Source organism: Nocardia crassostreae, from assembly GCF_001613405.1.
Classification (GTDB): Bacteria; Actinomycetota; Actinomycetes; order Mycobacteriales; family Mycobacteriaceae; genus Nocardia; species Nocardia crassostreae.
The window spans coordinates 204974-226569 of the sequence record NZ_BDCH01000012.1; the positions used below are offsets into that span (position 1 = coordinate 204974).

General features: G+C 68.0%; 19 protein-coding genes and 2 pseudogenes. 13 read left to right on the plus strand and 8 right to left on the minus strand.

Going from position 1 to position 21596, the window contains the following annotated elements:
* Positions 1-75: 75 nt before the first annotated feature.
* Entirely contained in the window at positions 76-3408 is a 3333-nt protein-coding gene (locus tag NC4_RS07735; protein ID WP_067534368.1) for an AAA family ATPase, read from the plus strand.
* 4 nt (positions 3409-3412) lie between these two features.
* Here NC4_RS07735 and NC4_RS07740 read toward each other — a convergent pair whose 3' ends face one another.
* Complete coding sequence (locus NC4_RS07740; RefSeq protein WP_067534371.1) at positions 3413-3937, minus strand: DinB family protein; 525 nt, start codon at positions 3935-3937, stop codon at positions 3413-3415.
* Between the two features lie 70 nt (positions 3938-4007).
* Positions 4008-4934 carry a YobF C-terminal domain-containing protein gene (locus NC4_RS07745; RefSeq protein WP_067534374.1) on the minus strand — a complete coding sequence of 309 codons (927 nt, stop codon included), beginning with the start codon at positions 4932-4934 and terminating at the stop codon, positions 4008-4010.
* A 152-nt stretch (positions 4935-5086) separates the two neighbouring features.
* Here NC4_RS07745 and NC4_RS07750 point away from each other — a divergent pair, with 152 nt between their 5' ends.
* Together NC4_RS07750 and NC4_RS07755 are read left to right on the plus strand one after the other, a co-directional pair.
* Entirely contained in the window at positions 5087-5746 is a 660-nt protein-coding gene (locus tag NC4_RS07750) for an SRPBCC family protein (RefSeq protein WP_067534380.1), read from the plus strand.
* Entirely contained in the window at positions 5746-6153 is a 408-nt protein-coding gene (locus NC4_RS07755) for an ArsR/SmtB family transcription factor (protein WP_067534382.1), read from the plus strand. The genes NC4_RS07750 and NC4_RS07755 overlap by 1 nt, the downstream gene beginning before the upstream one ends.
* Before the next feature lie 47 nt (positions 6154-6200).
* Here NC4_RS07755 and NC4_RS07760 read toward each other — a convergent pair whose 3' ends face one another.
* The 4 genes and pseudogenes from NC4_RS07760 to NC4_RS07775 all read right to left on the minus strand — a co-directional run bounded on the left by NC4_RS07760 (position 6201) and on the right by NC4_RS07775 (position 11061).
* Positions 6201-6707, minus strand: coding sequence for a methylated-DNA--[protein]-cysteine S-methyltransferase (locus NC4_RS07760; protein ID WP_067535924.1), 507 nt, complete (start codon positions 6705-6707; stop codon positions 6201-6203).
* A gap of 83 nt (positions 6708-6790) precedes the next feature.
* Positions 6791-8363 (minus strand): annotated as a pseudogene (locus NC4_RS07765) (DNA-3-methyladenine glycosylase 2 family protein).
* A gap of 68 nt (positions 8364-8431) precedes the next feature.
* Positions 8432-8671, minus strand: a complete 240-nt coding sequence (locus NC4_RS07770) for a YbdD/YjiX family protein (RefSeq protein ID WP_067534384.1) — start codon at positions 8669-8671, stop codon at positions 8432-8434.
* A 14-nt stretch (positions 8672-8685) separates the two neighbouring features.
* Positions 8686-11061, minus strand: a complete 2376-nt coding sequence (locus tag NC4_RS07775; protein ID WP_067534385.1) for a carbon starvation CstA family protein — start codon at positions 11059-11061, stop codon at positions 8686-8688.
* A gap of 321 nt (positions 11062-11382) precedes the next feature.
* On the opposite strand from NC4_RS07775, the pseudogene NC4_RS07780 reads away from it, so the two are divergent.
* From NC4_RS07780 to NC4_RS07820, 10 genes and pseudogenes are all read left to right on the plus strand, one after another.
* A pseudogene (locus NC4_RS07780) lies at positions 11383-12689 on the plus strand (ABC transporter substrate-binding protein).
* Between the two features lie 227 nt (positions 12690-12916).
* The gene (locus tag NC4_RS07785; RefSeq protein WP_067534386.1) at positions 12917-13768 is read left to right on the plus strand and encodes a carbohydrate ABC transporter permease; all 852 of its coding nucleotides are present in this window, start codon (positions 12917-12919) and stop codon (positions 13766-13768) included.
* The gene (locus NC4_RS07790; RefSeq protein ID WP_067534391.1) at positions 13765-14589 is read left to right on the plus strand and encodes a carbohydrate ABC transporter permease; all 825 of its coding nucleotides are present in this window, start codon (positions 13765-13767) and stop codon (positions 14587-14589) included. The genes NC4_RS07785 and NC4_RS07790 overlap by 4 nt, the downstream gene beginning before the upstream one ends.
* A 7-nt stretch (positions 14590-14596) precedes the next feature.
* Positions 14597-15139 (plus strand): HAD domain-containing protein, encoded by a 543-nt coding sequence (locus NC4_RS07795; RefSeq protein WP_067534393.1) that lies wholly within the window; start codon positions 14597-14599, stop codon positions 15137-15139.
* A 64-nt stretch (positions 15140-15203) separates the two neighbouring features.
* On the plus strand, positions 15204-15830 hold the full coding sequence (locus tag NC4_RS07800; protein ID WP_067534395.1) for a TIGR03086 family metal-binding protein: 627 nt from the start codon (positions 15204-15206) through the stop codon (positions 15828-15830).
* Between the two features lie 85 nt (positions 15831-15915).
* Complete coding sequence (locus NC4_RS07805) at positions 15916-17154, plus strand: SGNH/GDSL hydrolase family protein (RefSeq protein ID WP_067534398.1); 1239 nt, start codon at positions 15916-15918, stop codon at positions 17152-17154.
* Between the two features lie 112 nt (positions 17155-17266).
* A complete protein-coding gene (locus NC4_RS44425) occupies positions 17267-17836 on the plus strand; it encodes a serine/threonine-protein kinase (RefSeq protein WP_369690694.1) in 570 nt (189 codons plus the stop codon).
* A gap of 90 nt (positions 17837-17926) precedes the next feature.
* Positions 17927-18787: a serine/threonine-protein kinase gene (locus NC4_RS44430; RefSeq protein ID WP_369690695.1), complete on the plus strand. Its 861-nt coding sequence runs from the start codon at positions 17927-17929 to the stop codon at positions 18785-18787.
* Between the two features lie 46 nt (positions 18788-18833).
* Positions 18834-19913, plus strand: coding sequence for a redox-regulated ATPase YchF (ychF, locus tag NC4_RS07815; RefSeq protein ID WP_067534401.1), 1080 nt, complete (start codon positions 18834-18836; stop codon positions 19911-19913).
* Between the two features lie 141 nt (positions 19914-20054).
* The gene (locus NC4_RS07820; RefSeq protein ID WP_169814745.1) at positions 20055-20453 is read left to right on the plus strand and encodes an Imm1 family immunity protein; all 399 of its coding nucleotides are present in this window, start codon (positions 20055-20057) and stop codon (positions 20451-20453) included.
* A 106-nt stretch (positions 20454-20559) separates the two neighbouring features.
* Here the strand turns inward: NC4_RS07820 and NC4_RS41480 are convergent, their stop codons facing one another.
* Together NC4_RS41480 and NC4_RS41485 are read right to left on the minus strand one after the other, a co-directional pair.
* A complete protein-coding gene (locus NC4_RS41480; RefSeq protein ID WP_218020957.1) occupies positions 20560-21066 on the minus strand; it encodes a hypothetical protein in 507 nt (168 codons plus the stop codon).
* 36 nt (positions 21067-21102) lie between these two features.
* A complete protein-coding gene (locus tag NC4_RS41485; RefSeq protein ID WP_218020958.1) occupies positions 21103-21510 on the minus strand; it encodes an ankyrin repeat domain-containing protein in 408 nt (135 codons plus the stop codon).
* Positions 21511-21596 lie beyond the last annotated feature (86 nt).

The window sequence follows — 21596 nt, forward strand, 5'->3', positions numbered from 1 at the left end:
CAGCGCTTCGGCGTGTCCTACGGGCGTGCGCGGGGCAGGAGTTGTTGGATTGGGCATGGCGGAAGGGGGCGCGGCGTGCGGCTGCATCGACTGGAACTGACCGCCTTCGGCCCGTTCGCCGAGACCACGGTGGTCGATTTCGACGAGCTCGGGGCCGACGGCCTGTTCCTGCTGCACGGGCAGACCGGGGCGGGCAAGACCACCATTCTCGACGCGATCGCCTTCGCGCTCTACGGCAGCGTGCCCGGCGCGCGCGGGGAGAGCAAGCGGCTGCACTCCGATCACGCCGATGAGCAGACGCCGCCGCGGGTATCCCTGGAAGCCACCATCGGCGGCCGTCGCCTGCGCCTGATCCGCACCCCCGAATTCCAGCGCCCGAGCAAGCGCGCCAAAACCGGCTGGGTCAAGGAGAACGCGTCCGCGACCCTGGAATGGCTGGACGGCCGCGGCCAGAACCTCTCCCGCATCCCGGATATCGGCGACGAGGTCATCCGCCTGCTCGGCATGAGCGCCGACCAGTTCTTCCAGGTCGTCCTGCTGCCGCAGGGCGACTTCGCCCGCTTCCTGCGCGCCGATAACGAGGAACGCGAGAAACTCCTCGAAAAGCTCTTCGACACCGAGCGTTTCGGCACCGCCGAACAGTGGCTGATCGACAAGCGCCGCGCCTCGCACGCCGACCTCGAATCCCGCAAGAAGAGCATCGACCGCCTCATCGCGGGCGTCGCCCAGGAGGCAGGCCTCGCCGTCACCGAAACCGTCGGCCTCTCCGAAGCCGTCGACTGGTCGCAAACCCTCCTCGCCACCGCCCGCACCGAACTCGCCACCGCCACAACCGAACTCGAAACCCGCCACACCGCATCCGCCGCGGCGCTCGCGGCCGCCGAAGAGCAACGCCGCCTGCACGACCTGCACCGCCGATCGACGGCCGCGCGCGACCAGCTCGCCGAGCACGCCGCGAAGTCCGCCCACCGCACCGCGGTCCAAACCGAACTCGACCGCGCCCGCCGCGCCGAACCGGTAGCCTCCGCCCTCGCCGAAGCCCGTGCCGCCGCCGCAGCCCTGCGCCGCCGCGACGAAGCCGCCTCCCGCACCGCCGAACAACTGGCCACCCGCCTACTCGAACCCGCCAGCGCCGAACTGCCCGGAACGTATTGGGCCGCAATCGACCTGGTCTCCGGCGAGCTCGCGGGCACCGAGTTCGGCGACGACCTCGAAGCGCTCGAACTGCCCCTCGCAGCGGCGGCGCGCTTCCCGATCGGCGACCGCGAAGGTGTGCCCGGCGCTGGAGAGCCGCCGCGCCCATACGGCGGTGGCGAGGTGTCCGACGGCGATCGGTCGCTCGGCGTGGCGGACAGTCGCGCGGGCGATGCCTTGTTCAGCGGTCGCGAAGGGCAGACCGCCGGTGAGGGTGTGTCGGGTCAGGCATCGGCGGACCCGGAACCCGCCGCCGGACTGCACACCGCGATCGAGCGGTGGACCGTGCAGCTGGGGGCGCTCGACGAGGTGCGGGCCGATGCGGAGTCGGCCGCGGTGTTGTCGGGGGAGCTGGTCCGATTGCGGCAGGAGCGGTCCGAATTGGGCGCGCGGGCCGAGAAATTGGCGCGGACGCGGGAGGAGTTGCCGGGCTCGATTGCCGGGGTGGAGGCGCGGCTGCGGGAGGCGGCCGATGCGGCGGCCGGGTTGCCGGTGCTCGCGGCCGAGTGCGATCGGCTGCGGACGGCCGCGCGTGCCGCGGTCGAACTCGATACGCGCCGTGCTGAATTGGAGCAAGCTCGGGCGGGTTTCGAGGCGGCGCGGAATGCGCATATGGATGCCCGGGAGCACACGCTCGAATTGCGGGAGCGGCGGCTCGCGGGAATGGCTGCCGAACTCGCGGGCGCGCTCGTGGCCGGTGAGCCGTGCGCCGTGTGCGGGTCCGCCGAGCATCCGGCGCCCGCGGAAGCCTCCGGCGCGACGGTGTCCAAGGCCGCCGAAGAGAAGGCGGCCGCTGCCGAACGTGCGGCGGAGGCCGCCAGGGAGAAGGCCGGAACCCGGGTCGCCGATCTGGAGCGCGATATCGAGTTGCTGGTCGAGCGCGGCGGCGAAACCGACCGCGCGCAGCTGGCAGCCGACCTGCAGGCCGCTGCCGAGCGCCATGAGCGGTCGCGCCGGTCGGCGGCCACGGTCGACGCGTTGACCGCCGATCTCGCCCGGCTGCGCGCCGACGAGACCCGTCTGCACAACGACCTCCGCGACTGTGAAAGCCGCAGCAGCGCAACGACGGAACGCATTATCGCGGCCGACCGCCGCCTCGCGGACCTCACCGAGCGACTGCAGGCCGCCGCGGGCGCCGACGGCACCGTCGACCGCCGCCATGCCCGCCTGCGCGCTCTGATCGACGAGGCCACTGGTCTCCGTGCGGCGCGCACCGATGCCACCGCTGCGCGGGACCACGTCGCCACCGCCGCTTTGCGCGTCGAAAACCTCTCCAGGGAAGCGGGATTGGTGGATTCCGCGCCTCCGGTCATGCGCCCCGACGGAACCGGGCCCGACTACACGGTTCTCGCCGATTACGCACGCATAGTCGATGCCGCCTCCCGCACCCCGCAGCAGCAGGCGGACCTGGACGACGAACTCGTCGGCGCTGACCGCGCCCGCGCCCACGCCGAAGCCGTCCTCGCCGAACCCGAAGTCCGTGCTGCGGCGGACCGGGCTTTGGAAGACCTCGGGCAGCTGGAAACTGTTGTAGTGCAAGCACAGTCACTCCTCAATGCGGCCGTGGCGGCCCATGCCGGTGCGACCCGCCGGGGCGAGCAGTTGGAGAACCTCTCCGGTCAGCTATGGGCCGCGCTGGACCGCATCACCCCCTTGCTGCGCGCCCATGAGGAACTGGCCCGCCTGGCCGATGTGGTGTCGGGTCGCGGCGAGAACAATCGCAAGATGTCCCTGCGCTCCTACGTCCTGGCGGCTCGCCTGGAAGAGGTTGCCCTGGCGGGCTCGGCCCGTCTCCGCCGCATGTCCGGCGGCCGCTACGAACTCGTCCACTCCGATGCGGCGGGCCGCTACGGCCGCCGCGGCGGCCTCGGCCTCGACATCCGCGACGATTACACCGGCGCCGTCCGCCCCGCCAAAACCCTCTCCGGCGGCGAAACCTTCATGGCCTCACTGTCTTTGGCCCTGGGCCTGGCGGACGTGGTCGCAGCCGAGTCCGGCGGCCTGGTCCTCGATACCCTCTTCATCGACGAGGGCTTCGGCTCCCTCGACGCCGACACCCTCGACGCCGTCATGGGCATCCTCGACGAACTCCGCTCCGGCGGCCGCGTAGTCGGCGTCGTCAGCCACGTGGACGAAATGCGCCAACGCATCCCCAGCCGCCTCCACGTAATCCGCACCCGAACCGGCTCCCACCTGGAGTCGACCGTCGCCTGACCGTTCAGGCCACCCGAGCCGCCCGCAACAGCCGCAGCTGACCGATCTCAGTGGCGTTCTTCATCAGTTCGGCGTTCACCCAGGTGATCGTGTGGGCGACGGTCATTTCCGGATCGTCCTGCCAGGGGAATGGGGCCGGGGCATCGAGGTCGGGCTCCCGGAGCCGGTCCAGCAGCTCACACCAGTCCTTGTGCAGGCCGCGTAGCCAGTCCACCGTGGAATCGGCGCCAGGCCAGTGGATCTCGGTCCGCTCCCGCGGGTCTCGCCCGTGCAGATGATCGATGGTCACGCCCCACCACCAGCCGATGTGCCAAGTGATCCAGCCGATGGTCGGTACCGGAATCGGATCCGGCTCGGTGTCCGCCCAGTCCGGTATCCACGCGCCGCGTTCGTCCTGATGCATGGTCCAGTGCAGGTTCGCGGGTTCCCACAGGTAGTCCTCGGAGTCGAGCCGTTCGAGGTGGTAGTCGAACAATGACCAGACGAGATCGAACTGCCAGCGCAGCAATGCGGTACGGGAGGCAACCATAGGCGCATCCTGGTTGGCGATCCGGACGCGAACAAGCGAATTTGTCGTTCGACACGCCGCGGGTGCCGGGCTAGTGATTCTCGAGCGCCGTTCGCAAGCGGTCGTAGGTTGGGGCCAGGGTGCGGAGGAGGTCGGCGGCTCCCGGATCGTCCTCGGTGACCAGCGCGTATTGCAGTGCGCCGACGAGGCGGGCCTGCTCGGTCGCGATGGCGGCGGCAGCGGTGTGGCCGATGCCGTGCAGACAGGTCGCCGCATCCGCGAGTCGGTGTGCGCCGACCCGGATCGCGAAGTGGACGAGCTGTGCGCGAATCGGCTCCGGGCAGCCGCTCTCCAGCTGAGCGGCGAGGGCGTGCGCCGCATCGCCATTGCCGAGGCTGCCCGGCGGCGTATCGGCCCCGTTCTTGCCGCTGAGCCATTCGATGGCGCGCGGAATGATCGCGCGGACAGCGTCGTGCGGATCGACCGCTGTGCGGCGAACGAAGTTGGTGCGCATGGTGAACGGCTGCCCGTAGTCCACGCTCTCACCCTGCCACGCGGTAATGAACTCGCCGACCGGCATCCGTGCGTACGGAAAGCCCTCAGGATCGTGCACGGTCACATGCGTGTCGTCCACGGCGAGCACGACAAGAAAATGATCGGCCCCAACCGCCCCCGTCATCCCCGGCTGATACCGCAGATGCCCCATCTCGACCGGCCCCACCATGACCGGACCGTCCCGCAGCCCAGCCATGAGCCGCCCGAGCGCCTCCCCAACACTCCCCCCACTACTGACATCCGCACCCCACCCGAGCACCCGCAGCGCATCGTCGATCCCGATCCCCGGATCCCACCCGAACGGATCGAGGAACGGCAACTCCCCACCCACCAACTGCATCCCGAACGCACTGCCGGTCACCGTCTCGATGACCCCGACATCCGGCGCCCCGGCCCCCATCATCATCGCCAGGCAATTGCTGTAGCAGTACGGTCCGGACCCTCGGTATGGAATATCGCTCATGTCACCACACTGGCAGTTTTCGCGGGAAAATGCACAAATCAATTGCGCGGCAATTAATTTCGCTTGCCGTGTGCCGTCTTGGCCGGGTGATGGTTGTCCGCCGGGGAATGCCGTGCTCTAATATAAGTAGAAACTTATCAAAGGAGGATGGGATGGCGATTGTTATCGACCCCGTTGCAGCCGCGGGGATGGTGGTGCGTGAGGTTCGGACCGGGAGTCGGGAGGGGGCGCCGACGCGGATCGCCATCGCGCGGCGGGTCTACCCGACCGGTCAGGCGGATCTGTGGGATGCGCTGACCGATATCGAGCGGATTCCGCGGTGGTTTCTGCCGGTGAGCGGGGACCTGCGGGTGGGCGGGCGGTATCAGTTGCAGGGAAATGCGAATGGGGTGGTCGAGGAGTGTGATGAGCCCAAGCGGTTCGCGCTGACGTGGGAGATGGGGGAGCAGGTCTCCTGGGTGGAGGTGAGCCTCAGTCCGGAGGGGGCGGGTACTCGGTTGGAGTTGCGGCACGAGGCGCGGGTGGACCCGGCGTTCTGGGAGGAGTTCGGGCCGGGGGCGGTCGGGGTCGGGTGGGATCTGGCGCTGGCGGTGGGGCTGGGCGTGCATATCGATACCGGGGAGGCGGTGGATCCGGTCGAGGGTATGGCGTTCGGGACGACGGCGACGGGTGTGGAGTTCGTGCGGATCGCGGCCATGGATTGGGCCGAGGCCGCCATTCGGGACGGGGACGATCCGGCTGCGGCGCGGGCAGCCGCGGAGCGGACGATCACGTTCTACACCGTTGAACCCGAGGGTGACTCGGCTTCCTGATGGGTTCGGCTCCGGAGAAGATCTTCGAGGCGCTGGGCGATTCGGTTCGCCGGTACGTGCTCGAACTGCTGGCCGGTGGTGAACAACCGGCCAGCGCGATTGTCGCTGCGGTGCAGGGGCATACGCGGATCTCCCAGCCCGGCGTCTCCCAGCATCTGAAGGTGCTGGGAGACGCCGGGCTGGTGAGCGTGCGCGCAGCGGGGACGCGCCGGTTCTATGCGCTCGACGCCGCGGGCCTGGAGGCGGCGCAGCGGTGGCTGGCCGGGCTGGCCGATCCCTTGCACCAGTTCGCCCAGCCGCTGGACGCCCTCGCCACCGAGGTCGCCCGCGGCAAGCGCACCATGCGCACCGGCGATACCGGCCGCGCGGCCGGACAGCCGCCGGATCGGGATATCCGGCACGCGTGAATGACGCCGAGCCCCACCGAATACGGTGGGGCTCGACCGGTGCCGGATTACTTGCCCACGGTGCTCTCGTGGTCGAGCAGCCAGCGCTTGATCGGGAGACCCCAGCGGAATCCGCCGAGCGATCCGTCGGTGCGGATGACGCGATGGCACGGGACGAACAGGGCCGCCGCATTGCGGGCGCAGGCATCGGCCGCGGCGCGGGTGGCGGCGGGACGGCCCGAGACGGTCGCGAAATCGGTGTAGGTGACGGGTTCACCCGCCGGGATCTTGCGCAGCACTTCCCAGGCATGAACCAGGAAGGGGCCGGAAACCTGGCGCACCGCAATGGAATCGATGATCAGGATGTCACCGGCGTGGTACGCCTCGATGCCCTTCGAGACCTGGCCCAGCTCCGCGCGCTCGCGCAGCTCGGCGGGGCGCAGGGTGGGATGGATGAGGCCGCGCAGGTTCTCGGCGTCGGCCGTCCAGCCCGAGGCGAGGACGGCCCCGTCGCGGTCGACGAGTGCGGTGAACGGGCCCGCGGGAGTGGTGAGGGTGGCGAATTCGGCGGTCATGGTCGCCTTTCCGGTGGTAGCGGTCGGGTGGTCGATGGCGGCGACGCTGCCTGCCGGGACGAGTTCGGTTGGCGCGGTGGTGATCACGGCGATGTTCTCGCTTTCCGGGTGGTGGTGACGCCGACCGGGGGACTCGGATTGGCCAGGGCGTGCTTCCACAGGTGCATGGTCAGATAGGACCGCCAGGGCGCGAAGCGGGCGGTTTCGGTCAGGTCGAGGCCGAGCAGGGCCGCGCCGCGGCGGACCACCAGATCGGTGTGCAGCAGGGTGTCGGGATCGGCCAGCAGGCGCATGGTCACGTAGTCGGCCGTCCAGGGGCCGACGCCGTCCAAAGCCAGCAGGTCGCGGCGCAGATCCGTGGCGGTGCGTCCGGCGTGCAGGACCAGCTCGCCATTGGCGATGGCCCGCGCCGCGCCGACGATGGCCTCGGTGCGGCGCACCGGTCCGGTGAGCACCTCGGCGCCGCGGTCGGCAATGGCTTCGGGGGTGGGGAACAGATGCGGAACCGGTCCCGGAATGGCCTCGCCGAGCGTCTGCACCGGGCGGGCGGTGTGCGTATTGGCGGCCGCCACCGAGATCTGCTGGCCGATCATGGTGCGCAGCAACAACTCCGGGCCGTCCAGGCATCCGGGCACCCGGATGCCCGCGGGCAGTACCGTGCCCGCGCCCGCAGGTCCCAGCGCCGCACCGTCGCGAGCGGGGCCGGAGCCATTGCCCGGCGGATTCAGCGCCGCGCCCGCCATGCCCGCGGCCAGCGCCTCGTCGATGCCGATGGGATCGGCGTCGAGATCGAGGAAATGGCGCAGCCGCGCGACGGTCGGTGCGAGATCACGCATATCGTGCAGCGATAGCGAGGCGCGCACATGGCCCGGTTGAATGGATAGGCGGATGGTGGTGTGGCCGTGCGGAGTTCGCAGACTCCGTGTGAAGATCCCGTCCTCCCACAGCTCCAGCCCGGGGGCCGTGTGCGAGGCGAGGAACCATTCCAGCCACGACTTGTCCAGCGGCTCGCGGTACGGAAGCCGCAGTGTCAGCAGACCATTGGTGGACGGCAGCGTATCGCCGTTGCGGCGGCGCGATTCGTCGCGCAGCGTGGTCGGGCTGATCGCGAAGACCTCGCGCACCGTGTCGTTGAACTGCCGGATGCTGGCGAAGCCGGCGGCGAACGCGATATCCGACATGGACAGCCGCGTGGTCTGGATGAGCAGCCGCGCGGTATGGGCGCGGTGGGCGCGGGCCAGGGCCAGCGGCCCGGCTCCCACGCTCACCGGTCAGGACCCGGGTCAATTGACGTTGGGAGTAGCCGAGGGTGTCGGCCAGCGCGGGTACCCCGCCGCGCTCGATGACGCCGTCGGCGATCAAGCGCATGGCCCGGGCGGCCAGGTCGGCGCGGGTGTTCCAGAGGGGTGAACCGGGCGCCGCATCGGGCAGGCAGCGCCGACAGGCGCGGAAGCCGGATTGCTGGGCGGCCGCGGCGGTCGGGAGGAAGGTTACATTGGCACGTTTCGGCGTAATGGCCGGACACGAAGGGCGGCAATAGATTCCGGTTGTGCGCACGGCGGTGAAGAATTGCCCGTCGAACCGGTCATCGCGGGTTGCCACAGCGCGGTAGCAACTCTCGAAATCCAGATAGTTCGCACTCACATAGACCACCATCGCAGTCGGCGGCCCGCCGTGCTAGCGGAAATCGGTCATCACGAGCAGCGGAAAACGGACAACCCCGCTCAACAGCAGCGATTGGTCGGATTGCGGTCGGCGGCATCGTGCCGCTGCCGCCAATATTCGCCTTCGCTGGGAATCTCCCGCTCCGGATGATGCAGCCGCTGATGCTGCACATAACGCCGGTAGTCGTTACCGCCCAGGATCGAGTTGAACCACCAGATGAGGGCGCGCACGGCCCGGACAAGGGCGCGCCCCGCCGACCGCAGGGGTGTCGCGGTCGGCGGGGCGGTCTGTTCGGTCATCACTGACTATTGAACTACTTCTTCGTCAGGACCACATCGGCATCCGGGTCATGCCCGCCGCCGTGCCCGCCCGCGGCGCCGGGTGCGCGGACCTTGCCGGAGGCGATGAGCTCGTCCCATTCCTTCTGGATGTCCTTCTCCGCCTTGGTGGCGAGGAAGGAGCTCGGCCCGAAGATCTTCGACGGCTCCTCCGGCGATTCGGTGGTCTCGCTGCCGCCCTTGCAGAAGGCCCGCACGCACACTGTCACGCCGACAATGGCCACGACCAGCGCCAGCAGCGCGAAGATGATCGACAGCGTGCCCTGGATGAAGGTATTGCGGACGATCTTCTCCAGATCCGCGATCTGCTTGTCCAGCGCGGCCAGATCCTTCACGCCCTTGGGCAGTTCCCCGGAGGTGCGGGCGGCCTCGTGGGCGTCCAGCTTCTTGACCGCATTGTCGTGCGACTTCCAGTAGCCGATCTTCGGATCGCCGGAGAAGATCTTCTGGAACGACGCCGTCATGGTCACCGTGAGATCCCAGAACAGCGGGATCGCCGGAATCCAGGCCCACTTGTACAGGCCCTTCTTCACCACGATCACCAGCACCACGGTCAGTGCGACGGCGGCCAGCAGCTGGTTGGAGATGCCGAACAGCGGATACAGCGTGTAGATGCCGCCCAGCGGATCGGTGACGCCCATGAGCAGCACCGAACCCCAGGCCGCGACCACGATGCCCGAGCACAGCCAGGCGCCCGGCTGCCACGAGGCGTCCTTGAACTTGGCGAACGGGCCGCCCAGATTGCCCAGCGAATCCGAGACCATGAACCGCGCGACACGGGTGCCCGCATCGATGGTGGTGAGGATGAACAGCGCCTCGAACATGATCGCGAAGTGGTACCAGAACGCCTTCATGCTGGCGCCGCCGAGGAATTCGCTCAGCACCTGTGACATACCGACCGCGAGGGTGGGCGCGCCGCCGGTCAGCGAGACGATCTTCTTCTCGCCGATCTCGGACGCGGCCTGGTTCAGCTGGTCGGCCGTGATCGGCTCACCCTTCAGGCCGAGGCTGTTCACGTAGGTGACAGCGCCATCCAAGGTATTGCCGGTCAGCGCGCCACTGGCATTCATGGAGAAGTACAGGTGCTGGTCGATGATGCTCGCGGTGACCATGGCCATGACGGCCACGAACGATTCCATGAGCATGCCGCCGTAGCCGATCATGCGCGCCTGCGACTGCTTCTCCAGCAGCTTCGGGGTGGTGCCCGAGGACACCAGCGAGTGGAAGCCCGACAGCGCGCCACACGCGATGGTGATGAACAGGAACGGGAACAGGCTGCCCGCGAAGGCCGGGCCATTGCTGTTGGACGCGAACTGCGAGACCGCGGGGGCCTGCAGCACCGGCATGGTGATGAGAATGCCCACCGCCAGCAGCACGATGGTGCCGATCTTCATGAAGGTCGACAGATAGTCGCGCGGGGCGAGCAGCAGCCACACCGGCAGCACCGAGGCGATGAAGCCGTAACCGATGAGCAGCCAGGCGATGGTGGTTCCGGACAGCGTGAACCAGTCCTGGCCCCAACCGGATTCGGCCACCCAGTTACCGGAGATGATGGCCAGCAGCAGCAGCGCGAAACCGATGACCGACACCTCGCCGACCTTGCCAGGCCGGATGAAGCGCAGGTAGACGCCCATGAACAGGGCGATCGGAATGGTCATGGCAATGGAGAACACGCCCCACGGGCTGCCGCCCTCGAGCAGGCCGGTGGCCGGATTCTTGGTGGCCGCCAGGGCATTCACCACGACGATGCCGAGCACCGCCAGCAGAATCATCATGATCACGAGGACGGCCACGATGGCGGCGATGCCGCCGACCACGCCCAGCTCATCGCGCGCCATCTGGCCGAGCGAGCGGCCGCGGCGCTTGGAGGAGGCCCACAGCACCAGGTAGTCCTGCACCGCACCGGCGAACACGACGCCGAGGATGATCCAGATGGTGCCGGGCAGATAACCCATTTGCGCGGCCAGGACGGGGCCGACCAGCGGGCCCGCGCCGGCGATGGCGGCGAAGTGGTGCCCGAACAGCACCCGCCGGTCCATCGGCATGTAGTCCTTGCCGTTCTCCATGGCCTCGGCCGGAGTGGCGACGTCGTCGCGCGGCTTGGTGATCTTCCATTGAATGAGTCGCGCGTAGAACTGATAGGCCAGCACATAGGTGGCGACGGCCGCGACCACGATCCACACCGCGTTGACTTCCTCGCCGCGGACGAAGGCGAGGATTGACCACGCGATCGCGCCGACAATGGCGATGACGAGGAAGATGCCCTTCTTCGCGGGCGTCATGGGCGTCCGGTCCACGACGCCCACCGGAGGTAGGTTCGGGTCCGTCCGGAGATACTCGATGGTCGCCATGCGACAACTCTCCCTGCGGTACAGCGGTTCTGACTGGAATGAAACTAGCGGAACCGAATCGGGCTCGAGCCGGCTTTGGCCCAGTCCCATCCAAGGTTCCGTACCGCTGGGTATGGGTGACCCGGCGTTCTCACAGCCGGGCGGCGGGGGTGGTGCGGCCCGGGGCGTGTCCCGGCGAGTCCGCGTGTTTTCCGCATGTCGCAGGTTGCCATGCGTATGCTGCCATGCTGGTTCGAGACCTGCGTCACAGGGGTCCCGCATATCGAGTCATGCAGTCCACATGCTGAAACTCAGAGGAGACCGCTATGAACCGCCCACCGCATGGCCGATAGGGGGAGATTCGACCGGCGCACGGCGCTGCGGGCGGCCGCGGTGCTGCCGCTGGCGGCCGCCGCGGCCTGCGCCGGAGCCGATGACGACGCGGTCACCTTCTTCTTCCAGGCGTGGCCGGAGGAGGCCAAGGCGCGGCAGCTCATCATCGACGAATTCCACCGGCGGCGGCCCGATATCCGGATCCGCACCATTCTGTCCGGGCCGGATCCCTTGCAGCAGATGCTCACCTACTGTGCGGGCGGGAAGTGCCCGGACGTGCTGATGGCGTGGGAATTGCTGTACGCCGGGCTCGCCGAGCGCGGGGTGTACGTCGATCTGAACGAATTCCTCGACCGGGATCCGGCCTACGCGTCCGAATTGCGCGCTGACGGATATGCGCCATTGCGCGACACCTTCGTCTGGCGGGGTGGACAGTACGTGCTGCCCGAGCAGTGGTCCGGGGTGTTCCTCTACTACAACCGGAAGCTGTTCGACGAGGCCGGGATCCAGCCGCCCGCCCGCTGGTCGCAGGCGTGGACCTTCGCCGAATTCCTGGCCGCCGCCCAGGCGCTCACCCGCCGCGACGCCGACGGCCGCACCCGGCAATACGGTTTCGTGGACGCGTGGGTGCCCTACTTCTCCGCCGTCTGCTTCGGGATGAACAACGGCGCGGAATGGTTCAGCCCCCGGTGCGCCCGTCCCGCACCAATATCGGCGACCCCCGCTTCGCCGCCGGACTCCAGTTCTACGCCGACCTCGCCGTCCGGCACCGAGTCGCCCCCAGCGTCGGTGACCGCCAATCGGTTTCAGCCCAAGACCTGTTCCGCACCGGCCGCGCCGCCATGCTCATGGGCGGGCACTGGCTGTACTCGGAATTCACCGACCTCGACGTCGACGTCACCGTCTTCCCGGTCGGCCCGCACGGCGGCCCCGGCGCCATCACCGATGTCGGCAGCACCGGCCTGGCCATAGCCGCCGCCAGCCCCCGCCGCGAACAAGCCTGGGAATTCGTGAAATTCGCGACCGGCCCCGAAGGCCAGGCCATCATCGCCGAATCCGGCCTGTTCGTACCTGTCCTGAAATCGGCCATGCACTCACCCGGATTCGCCGAGGTGCACACGGGAATTCGAAACCTGGAGGTTTTCACCGAAGGCCCCGCCCACTCCCGCCAACTGGCCGTCACCCCCCTGTGGGGCAAGGTCGAATCCCTCCTCGAACGCGGCTGCAACCGAGTCCTGCGCGGCGCGGCCACCGCCGATTCCCTGGCAGGCGGAACCGCCTCGGACATCGACGAACTGCTGCGGGCGGGCGTATGAGCGGCGATCGGTTGTGGGTCGAGACCGCAGCGGCGGAGCGATCGCAGCCGCCGGGAGCGGGTGTGAGCGGGGCGTGGGGTGATGGGGTGATCGGCCGGAACGGCGGCCGAGCGCGGGTGCGGCTCGGCGTTGGTACGGCGGCGTGGCGTGGGGTCCGCGGCGGCGCGAACCACCAGGGGCGGCGAAGAGGCGGATCCGCGCTCGGCCGTCGTCGGGCACGCGCCGGGGTGGGGTTCGTTGCGCCGAATCTCGGTGCCGTGGTGGTGTTTCTGCTCTTCCCGCTGGGCTTCTCGCTGTATCTCAGCTTTCATTCGTGGGATCTGTTCAGTCCGCCGCGGTTCGTTGGGATCGAGAACTATCGGCGGTTGGTGGCCGAGGATCCGCTGTTCTATATCGCGTTGCGGAATACGGCGGTGTTCACCGTGCCCACGTTGGTGCCGACGGTGGTGATCAGTCTGGGGGTGGCTGGGCTGTTGAATCGGAAGTTGGCTGGGATCGGGGTGTTTCGCACGATCGTGTTCTTGCCGTTGGTGGCTTCGACGGTGGCGATGGCGGTGGTGTTCCGGTTCATTTTCGCCAGTGATGACGGGCTGGCGAATCTGGTGCTCGGGTGGGTGGGGGTTGGGCCGGTGCCGTGGTTGACGGATCCGGATTGGGCGCTGGTGTCGTTGAGCATCGTGACGGTGTGGAAGAGCGTGCCTTTTGCGACCGTGATTCTGCTGGCGGCCATGCAGGGGGTGCCGGAGAACCTGTATGAAGCCGCCGAGATCGACGGAGCGGGGGCGGTGCGGCGGTTCTGGTCGATTACGGTGCCGTTGATTCGGGGGGCGCTGTCGTTCGTCTTCGTCATCACCGTCATCAATACGGTGCAGGCGTTCGATCAGGCGTTCGCGCTGACCGGAGGGAATGGCGGGCCGGAGACGGGTACCTATGTGCTGGGAATCATGCTGTTCCAGAACGCTTTCCGGTTCTACGAGGTCGGGTACGCCTCGGCGCTGGCCTGGGTGATCTTCGCGATTCTCTTGGTGCTGACGCTGGTTCAGCTGCGGTTCTCGCGGCGGGCGGAGGCGGAACTGTGAATCGTCGGTTGGTGCGGGGACTGCTGATCTATGTGGCGCTGATCGCCGTCGCTTGGTGTGCGCTCGCGCCAATACTCTGGTCGCTGTCCGCCTCACTGAAATCCGAAGGGAAGCTGACCGATCCGGCACCGGTTCCGATCCCGCCGCAGTGGTCCAATTACGGCGAGGTGTTCGAGCTCATGCCCATCGGCCGCATGCTGCTCAACACCACCGTCTACGCCGCCTGCGTCACCGCCGGCCAGGTCTTCTTCTGCTCCCTGGCCGGATACGCCTTCGCCCGCCTGCGTTTTCCGGGTCGTGAGGCGCTCTTCGTCGGCTACCTGGCGACCCTCATGGTCCCGCTCACCGTCACCGTGATCCCGCAATTCCTGCTCATGCGCGCCCTCGGCTGGATGGACACGCCGTGGGCCATGATCGTGCCCGGCCTGTTCGGGAGCGCCTTCGGCACCTACCTCATGCGCCAGTTCTTCCGCACGCTCCCAGTCGAACTGGAGGAGGCCGCCACCCTCGACGGCTGCACCCCCTGGCAGATCTATTGGCGCGTCCTGCTCCCGCACACCCGCCCCGCCGTCATGGTCCTCGCCGTCCTCACCTGGATCACCGTCTGGAACGACTTCCTCTGGCCACTGATCATGATCCAGCGCAACGAATACGCCACCGTCACCCTCGGATTGGTCCGCCTGCAAGGCCAATACACCACCAACTGGCCCATCCTCATGGCCGCCGCCACCCTCATCCTGCTGCCCCTGCTGCTCATCTACGCCATTGCCCAGCGAGCTTTCGTCCGCGGTATCGCCATGTCCGGCCTCGGCGGCCGATAGTGGGTACATGGGAACCGCAGGGCGAGCGGCGATTCTGCTGGATGTCGACGGGACGCTGAATCCGCATCGAGAAGGCGAGCGGGCTCGGCCGCCCGAATACGCGCGGCACCGCCTGCGCGCCAAATTCACTCCCGGTGTGAAAACCAAGGGCCTGACGGTCTGGCTGCACCCCGACCACGGCCGCTGGCTGCGCGACCTGGCCGACTCGGGAAACGCCGACCTGGTGTGGGCAACCCTCTGGGAACACGAAGCCAACCGCCTGCTCTGCCCCATCTACGACTGGCCCCAACTCGAGGTGATCACGTTCGGCGGCACCGTATTCCGCCACCGCGACGGCCACCACGGCAAGCTCCCCGCCATTGTCGAATGGGCGGACCGCCGCCCGATCTGCTGGTTCGACGACGAATTCCAGCCGGGCGACAAGGACTGGGCCGACGCCCGCACCGCCACCGTCGCACCCACCCACATCATCCCGGTCGACCCTTTCACCGGCATCCAGGAAGAACATCTGGAACAAGCCCGCGACTTCTTGACCCGCGTTCACCACTGATCACAAGCCCCGACGTCATAGGTTTGCCGCAGCGGTTCGACACGATTTCGAAGAGGTATGACCCATGACCATCAATCCGCAGGCTGCCGACCCCGCCGCCGCCCTCGCCCCGGTCTGGCGCGATGTCCTCGCCGAATCCCATCGGGCACTCACCGACACGGTCGCGGGTGTGGGCGGCGATCAGTGGGAACTGGCCACCCCGTGCTCGGAATGGAATGTCACGCAGGTGGTTCAGCACGCCGCCGGTGATCAGCTGGCCTATGCCAAGACCCTCGGGGTCGGGGAGGGTCCGGCCTATGACCCGTTCTCGCCGTCCGGATCCCTCGAGGGCACCGGGGCGGAATTGGTGCGCGCCGCGGTCGAGGAGACCGCGGCGGCGTGGGCGGCCGTCAGTGACGGGGCGGAGACGGTGCCGACACCGCTGCCGCACGGTGAGCTGCCGACGCCGGTCGCGGCGGTCATGTGCGCGCTCGATGCGGCGGTGCACGCGTGGGATATCGCGGTCGCCACGGGGCAGCCGTCGCCGCTGAACGATGAGCTCGCGGGGCATCTGCTCACCGCTTCGCGTGGTCTGGTGGAGCCGCTGCGGCAGTGGGGCGCTTATGCGGCGGTGGTGGAAAACGGTGTGACCAGCGCGAATCCGGTCGTCGACGAGCTGCTGACCTATTTGGGGCGCGACCCTCGGAAGTAGCCGGGAATTGAATGCGCATGCATAGAGTTGCTGACCTTCGGGCCGTGCCGGAGCGGACGGTCCGAAGGATGAAGGGAACTGTTTCATGCGCATCGTCACCGCGCTCACCGCGATCGTCGCGGCATTGATAGTCGCCGCATGGGGAGCCGGTGCCGTGCCCGCGGCCGGGCCCGGCTGGGAGGCCGTATGGGCCACCGCGATTCACCGGCCGAGTGTGAGTTTCGCGCCCAACTGGTCCGAGGAGGGCTTCTCGAATCAGACTGTGCGGCAGACGATCCGGGTGAGCGACGGCGGGCCGGTGCTGCGGGTGCGGCTGTCGAACGGGTACGGTACGCAGCCCGTCGAGGTCACCGGGGCCACCATCGCGCGGTCCGCGGGCGGTGCGGCGATCCGGCCGGAGTCGGTGCAGCACTTGACCGTCGGGCTGAACTCGACGTTCCGGCTAGCGCCGGGCGCGGAGGTCGCCACCGATCCCGTGGTCCTGGCGGTCGCGCCGCTGGAGGAGCTGACCGTCACCCTGTTTTTCGCGCAGCCGACCGGGCCCGCGACCTATCACGCGCAGGCGCAGGGGACCACCTACCGCGCCGGTGGTGATCATCGGGCCGCGGCCAGCGGCGCCGCCTTCACCGAGACCTCGACCTCCTGGTATTTCCTGTCGGCCGTGGAGACCGCCGACCTGGCGGGTCGGCCGGGCGTGGCGCTGTTCGGTGATTCCATTACCGACGGCTACGGCTCCACCCCGGACGCGCGCAATACCTACCCGGACGAATTCGCCGAAATCCTTGCCGGGCAAGGGCAGTCACGGCCCGTGCTGAACCTGGGCATCGGCGGCAATCGGGTGACCGTCGACTCGCGGTTCCTGGGCGACAGCGCGGTCTCCCGCTTCCGCCGCGATGTCATCGCCCAGCCGGGCGTGGACACCGTGGTGATCCTGGAGGGCATCAACGACATCGGCCTCAGCGGCGGCAGCATTCCGATCGGCGCGCCCTTCCCGGTGGTGACGGCCGCGGATCTCATCGCGGGTCACCGGCAGCTCATTGCCGAAGCGCGCGCCGCCGGGCTGCGCGTCGTCGGAACCACGCTGCTGCCCTTCGGCGGCTCGGACTACTACACGGCCGCCCGTGAGGAGGTCCGCGAGGCCGTCGACGCGTGGATCCGCGCCTCGGGTGAATACGACGCCATTGTGGATCTCGATGCCGCCCTGACCGATCCGTCCGATTCCGATCGCCTCGATCCCCGCTTCGACGTGGGCGATCACCTGCATCCCAGCGATGCCGGATACGCCGCCATGGCCGCCGCCCTCGCCGCCGGTATCACCCGCTAGCCGACGCGCGACCGATCGCGACCCGCCGGAACCGGTTATGTTGTCCGGGGCGGGTCGCGATTCATCTGTGCCGGGCCCAGGAAGCAATCGGTGTTGATGCGGGAGTAAGACAGTGCTGCGTAGCGGGGAGACATTTGCCGACTATGTGATCGAACGAGAGTTGGGTCGCGGCGGAATGGGGTCGGTGTTCCCCGCGCGCCATCCGCGGCTGCCGCGGCTGACCGCGCTCAAGGTGCTCAACCGGGAACTGTTCTCCGATCCGGAGAGCCGGGCGCGATTCGACCGGGAAGCCGATCTCATTGCGCGGCTCGACCATCCGAATATCGTGTCGATCTACGACCGGGGCGCGGTGGGTGAGCAGCTGTGGATCTCCATGCAATACGTGGAGGGCCGCGATGCCGCCGCGGTGCCCAGTTCGGATATGTCGGCCGAGCGGGCGATCCGGATCATTGCCGAGGTGGCCGAGGCTCTCGACTACGCGCACGCCAAGGGCGTCATGCACCGCGATATCAAACCCGCCAACATCATGCTGGAGGAATCCGCCAATGGGCGGCCCGAGCGGGTGCTGCTCACCGACTTCGGCATTGCCCGGCTGCGTGATGACGCCGGGCATCTGACCCGCACCGGAACCTTCACCGCCACACTGGCTTACGCCTCGCCGGAGCAGCTCTCGGGGGAGTAGCTGGATCCGCGGGCGGATCAGTATTCGCTGGCGTGCTCGCTGTTCCGGCTGCTCACCGGGGCCGGACCGTTCGAATCCGATCATCCGGGCGTGGTCATGCAGCGGCATCTGTACGACAGCCCGCCCTCGTTGAGCGCCGTGCGGCCGGATCTGTCGCCCGCCCTGGATCGGGTGCTGGCGCGGGCCATGGCCAAGCGGCCGCAGGATCGGTTCGGCACGTGTGCGGAGTTCGCGGCGGCGGCGCGGCGGGCGCTGAGCGATCCGAGCCGCCCGCAGACCGCGGCGACGGTGCCGCTGAACGGGGCCGCCACGCCGACCGTGCACATGACGGCCGCCGTGCCCCCGGCCGGTGCTCCGACCATTGTCGCGGCGACGCCGAAACGGTCCCGGACCAGGCTGTTCGCCGGAATCGGCGCGGCCGCCCTGGTCGTGGTGGTCGCGGTCGCCGGGGCGCTGTATCTGACTCGGCCCGAACCCACGCAGACCTCGGCGGGGACCCATGAATCGATCTGGGAGGCGTTTCCGCGCATGGTGCCGGTCGATACCGACCGCAAGGAAGGCTTCCGCTCGGCGTCCTGCAAGAACTACGACCCGGCCGACCGGCCCTCCGATACCGCTGACGACGGGCTGGACTTCGGTCGCTGGACGGCGCAGTGGGAATGCGAGAGCGGCGGCGACTACAAGGACCCGACCTTCCGCTTCTACGCCTACAAATCCGCCGCCGATGTGGCGGCCGTTGTCGCGCTGCTGGATTCGAGCAAGAAGTTCACCGCGACCAATAACGGGCGGACCTACACCAACTACCGGGTCAAGTCGTATTGGGGCGAGGCGATCGTGACGACCTTCCTGGATACCGATGATCGCGCGCCGTATCTCATGTATTCGCGGCCCAAGTCCTCCAGTACGCCGCAGGACATCATGGAGTGGTGGCGCAACGTCCGGCTGGAGTGACTCCGGCGGTAGACCTGCGCCGAGGTCCGCGTAGAATCTCCTCTTCGTGAGTCTCACCCTCGGAATCGTCGGCCTGCCCAACGTCGGAAAGTCCACGCTGTTCAATGCGCTGACCCGCAACGACGTGCTGGCGGCGAATTACCCCTTCGCCACCATCGAGCCGAATGTCGGCGTGGTGCCGCTGCCAGACCCGAGGCTGGACAAGCTCGCCGAGATCTTCGGCTCCGAGCGCACCGTCCCCGCCGTCGTCTCCTTCGTCGATATCGCGGGCATTGTGAAGGGCGCCTCCGAGGGCGCGGGCCTGGGCAACAAGTTCCTCGCCAATATCCGTGAGGCCGACGCCATCTGCCAGGTCGTGCGCGTCTTCGCCGACGACGACGTCATCCACGTCGACGGCAAGGTCGACCCCACCTCCGATATCGAGGTCATCGAAACCGAGCTCATCCTCGCCGACCTGCAAACCCTGGAGAAGGCGGTCGTCCGCCTCGACAAGGAAGCCAAGGTCAAGAAGGACCGCAAGCCCGTAGCCGACGCCGCCAAGCAGGCCCAGGAAATCCTCAATGAGGGCAAAACCCTCTTCGCCATGCGCGACAAGATCGACACCGACCTCCTCAAGGAACTGTCGCTCCTGACGATCAAGCCCTTCCTCTACGTCTTCAACGCCGACGAAACCGTCCTCACCGACGAGGCCAAGAAGGCCGAACTGAAGGCCGCCGTAGCCCCCGCCGACGCGGTCTTCCTCGACGCCAAGGTCGAAGCGGAGCTGCTGGAGCTCGACGCCGAATCAGCCCTGGAACTCCTGGAGTCCATCGGCCAAACCGAACCCGGCCTCCACGCCCTGGCCCGCGCCGGTTTCCACACCCTAGGCCTCCAGACCTACCTCACCGCAGGCCCGAAGGAAGCCCGAGCCTGGACCATCCACCAGGGCGACACCGCCCCCAAGGCAGCAGGCGTAATCCACACCGACTTCGAACGCGGCTTCATCAAAGCCGAAACCGTAGCCTTCACAGACCTGGTCGAAGCCGGTTCCATGTCCGCCGCCAAAGCCGCAGGCAAGGTTCGCATGGAAGGCAAGGACTACATTATGGCGGATGGCGACGTCGTCGAATTCCGCTTCAACGTCTAGCCGATCGATCGCAGGTTCTACTGAGCCCCCGCCCGGAAACCCGGCGGGGGCTCAGTCGTCTCGCTGGTGCCGGAGCGCTGGCCGGTTCGAACAGTGCAGGGACCGAGAAAGAACATGATTCTCCGAGTCAGATACACAGGCGTGCGGACATTTCCGACCACCCACGAGGAAATTGGCCGAGCTGTCACCGATGCCATCGAGCACAGTAGCGCTACCCGCTCGTCGGTTTCCTTCGCGCTGACCCCAGCATCGGCCGAGTTCCCCGCTGCCTGTCTGACCGTCGCGATCAGCGCGGACCGCACCTGCGGGGCGCTGGTGTGGATGCCGAGCGGGCATCTGCTGGCCAAGGGCGGGGTCTATGGCAATATCTGGATCTCCGACAACCCGGAGCCGCCGAGCGTCGATCCCGAACTGTTCGGTGACGCGCACACCGGCAGGATGCATGATCCCGCCAGCGCCGTTCCGATAGATCGCGTCAGGGCCGACACGACAGGCCAATCGTCGAAGTCTGACAGACCGATCGCACTTTGGGGCTGGTGAGAGGCCCGAGAGCTGATTGAGCCCCGTCCGGCTGCCGGACGGGGCTCAGTCGTTGTGCGGGTTGCTTGGTGTGCCTGGGGGCGAGCGGGTTGGCCGTTCCGAGTGGTCAGGGTCGGTACCGATAGTCACCGTCGGGCACACGTAGCCACATGTCCGGTGGTCCAGCGAAGGCGCGCGCGTCGCGCGGGCGCAACCCGGCCCACGCGCAGCAGTAGGCGAGGACGTCGTGTTGATAAAGGTACGAGGTGAGGATGTCCTCGGCGGAATCATCGTCGGACGGGTCGAGAGCGGGACTGATGTCCGAGCCGGTGAGCGCGCCGTCGAGACTGGTGCTGCCCTGGCAGCCGCTCTTCGGGTTGAAGTACATCCCATAGCATTTCGTGCCAGCGGACAGGCGGGTGGAGATGCCGGGCATCGAGGCGATGTAGGACCAGGGTTGGGCGATCGCGCAGCCGCCGGGCACGTCGGTCGCCCACATCGTCAACTCGGTGTCAGCGGACAGGGGCCAGCTAGCCGTGTCGTCCGGAGTCACCGATCCCGCCGGCACGACTTCGGCGTCCAACCGGCGGACAGCCTCGGCCGCGTCGATGCCCGCGACACAGACCAGGCTCATCCCGTCGATCCATGGTGTGCCCAGTGCCGTGGTCAGCTACAGCCTTTCCTCGACCGAGGCCTGTTCGGAGGCCGACAACGCGCCGGTGACCAGCGGATGCTGCCCAGCCAGGCTCAGCCTTGCCGGGGACCAGCCCGCCATCATCGGTCGCGCCGGATCAGCGCCCGCGGCCAGCAACGCGCGGGCGTTGTCGTGACGGTTGGCATACACCGCACGCCACAATGCGGTACGGCCCCACGCCATCGCGTCGACATCACCCACCCGCGACGCCACCTCCGCCACCACCTCCGCAGACCCGTGCTTGGCGGCCATGTCCAACGGTCTCTGCTGGCCACGCAGCAGGACATCGGGGTCGGCGCCCGCTTCCAGACGTGCGCGTATCTGCCCTGGATCGGTCCATGCCGCCCAGCCGAGGCCAGCCCAGCCACCCTGCTCATCATGCATAACTACAGTGTGTATTCTCGAACATGTGTTCGGCAAACTGCTGCGTCGGTCACGGCCACACTACTGCTTGGAATCGGACCATCCAG

Bases quoted from the DNA above. Each gene is read 5' to 3' on its own strand.
- NC4_RS07740 (WP_067534371.1), bottom strand. From the start codon at position 3,937: ATGGTTGCCTCCCGTACCGCATTGCTGCGCTGGCAGTTCGATCTCGTC.
- NC4_RS07745 (WP_067534374.1), bottom strand. From the start codon at position 4,934: ATGAGCGATATTCCATACCGAGGGTCCGGACCGTACTGCTACAGCAAT.
- NC4_RS07750 (WP_067534380.1), top strand. From the start codon at position 5,087: ATGGCGATTGTTATCGACCCCGTTGCAGCCGCGGGGATGGTGGTGCGT.
- NC4_RS07755 (WP_067534382.1), top strand. From the start codon at position 5,746: ATGGGTTCGGCTCCGGAGAAGATCTTCGAGGCGCTGGGCGATTCGGTT.
- NC4_RS07760 (WP_067535924.1), bottom strand. From the start codon at position 6,707: ATGACCGCCGAATTCGCCACCCTCACCACTCCCGCGGGCCCGTTCACC.
- NC4_RS07770 (WP_067534384.1), bottom strand. From the start codon at position 8,671: ATGACCGAACAGACCGCCCCGCCGACCGCGACACCCCTGCGGTCGGCG.
- NC4_RS07775 (WP_067534385.1), bottom strand. From the start codon at position 11,061: ATGGCGACCATCGAGTATCTCCGGACGGACCCGAACCTACCTCCGGTG.
- NC4_RS07795 (WP_067534393.1), top strand. From the start codon at position 14,597: ATGGGAACCGCAGGGCGAGCGGCGATTCTGCTGGATGTCGACGGGACG.
- NC4_RS07800 (WP_067534395.1), top strand. From the start codon at position 15,204: ATGACCATCAATCCGCAGGCTGCCGACCCCGCCGCCGCCCTCGCCCCG.
- NC4_RS07805 (WP_067534398.1), top strand. From the start codon at position 15,916: ATGCGCATCGTCACCGCGCTCACCGCGATCGTCGCGGCATTGATAGTC.
- NC4_RS41480 (WP_218020957.1), bottom strand. From the start codon at position 21,066: ATGAGCCTGGTCTGTGTCGCGGGCATCGACGCGGCCGAGGCTGTCCGC.
- NC4_RS41485 (WP_218020958.1), bottom strand. From the start codon at position 21,510: ATGCATGATGAGCAGGGTGGCTGGGCTGGCCTCGGCTGGGCGGCATGG.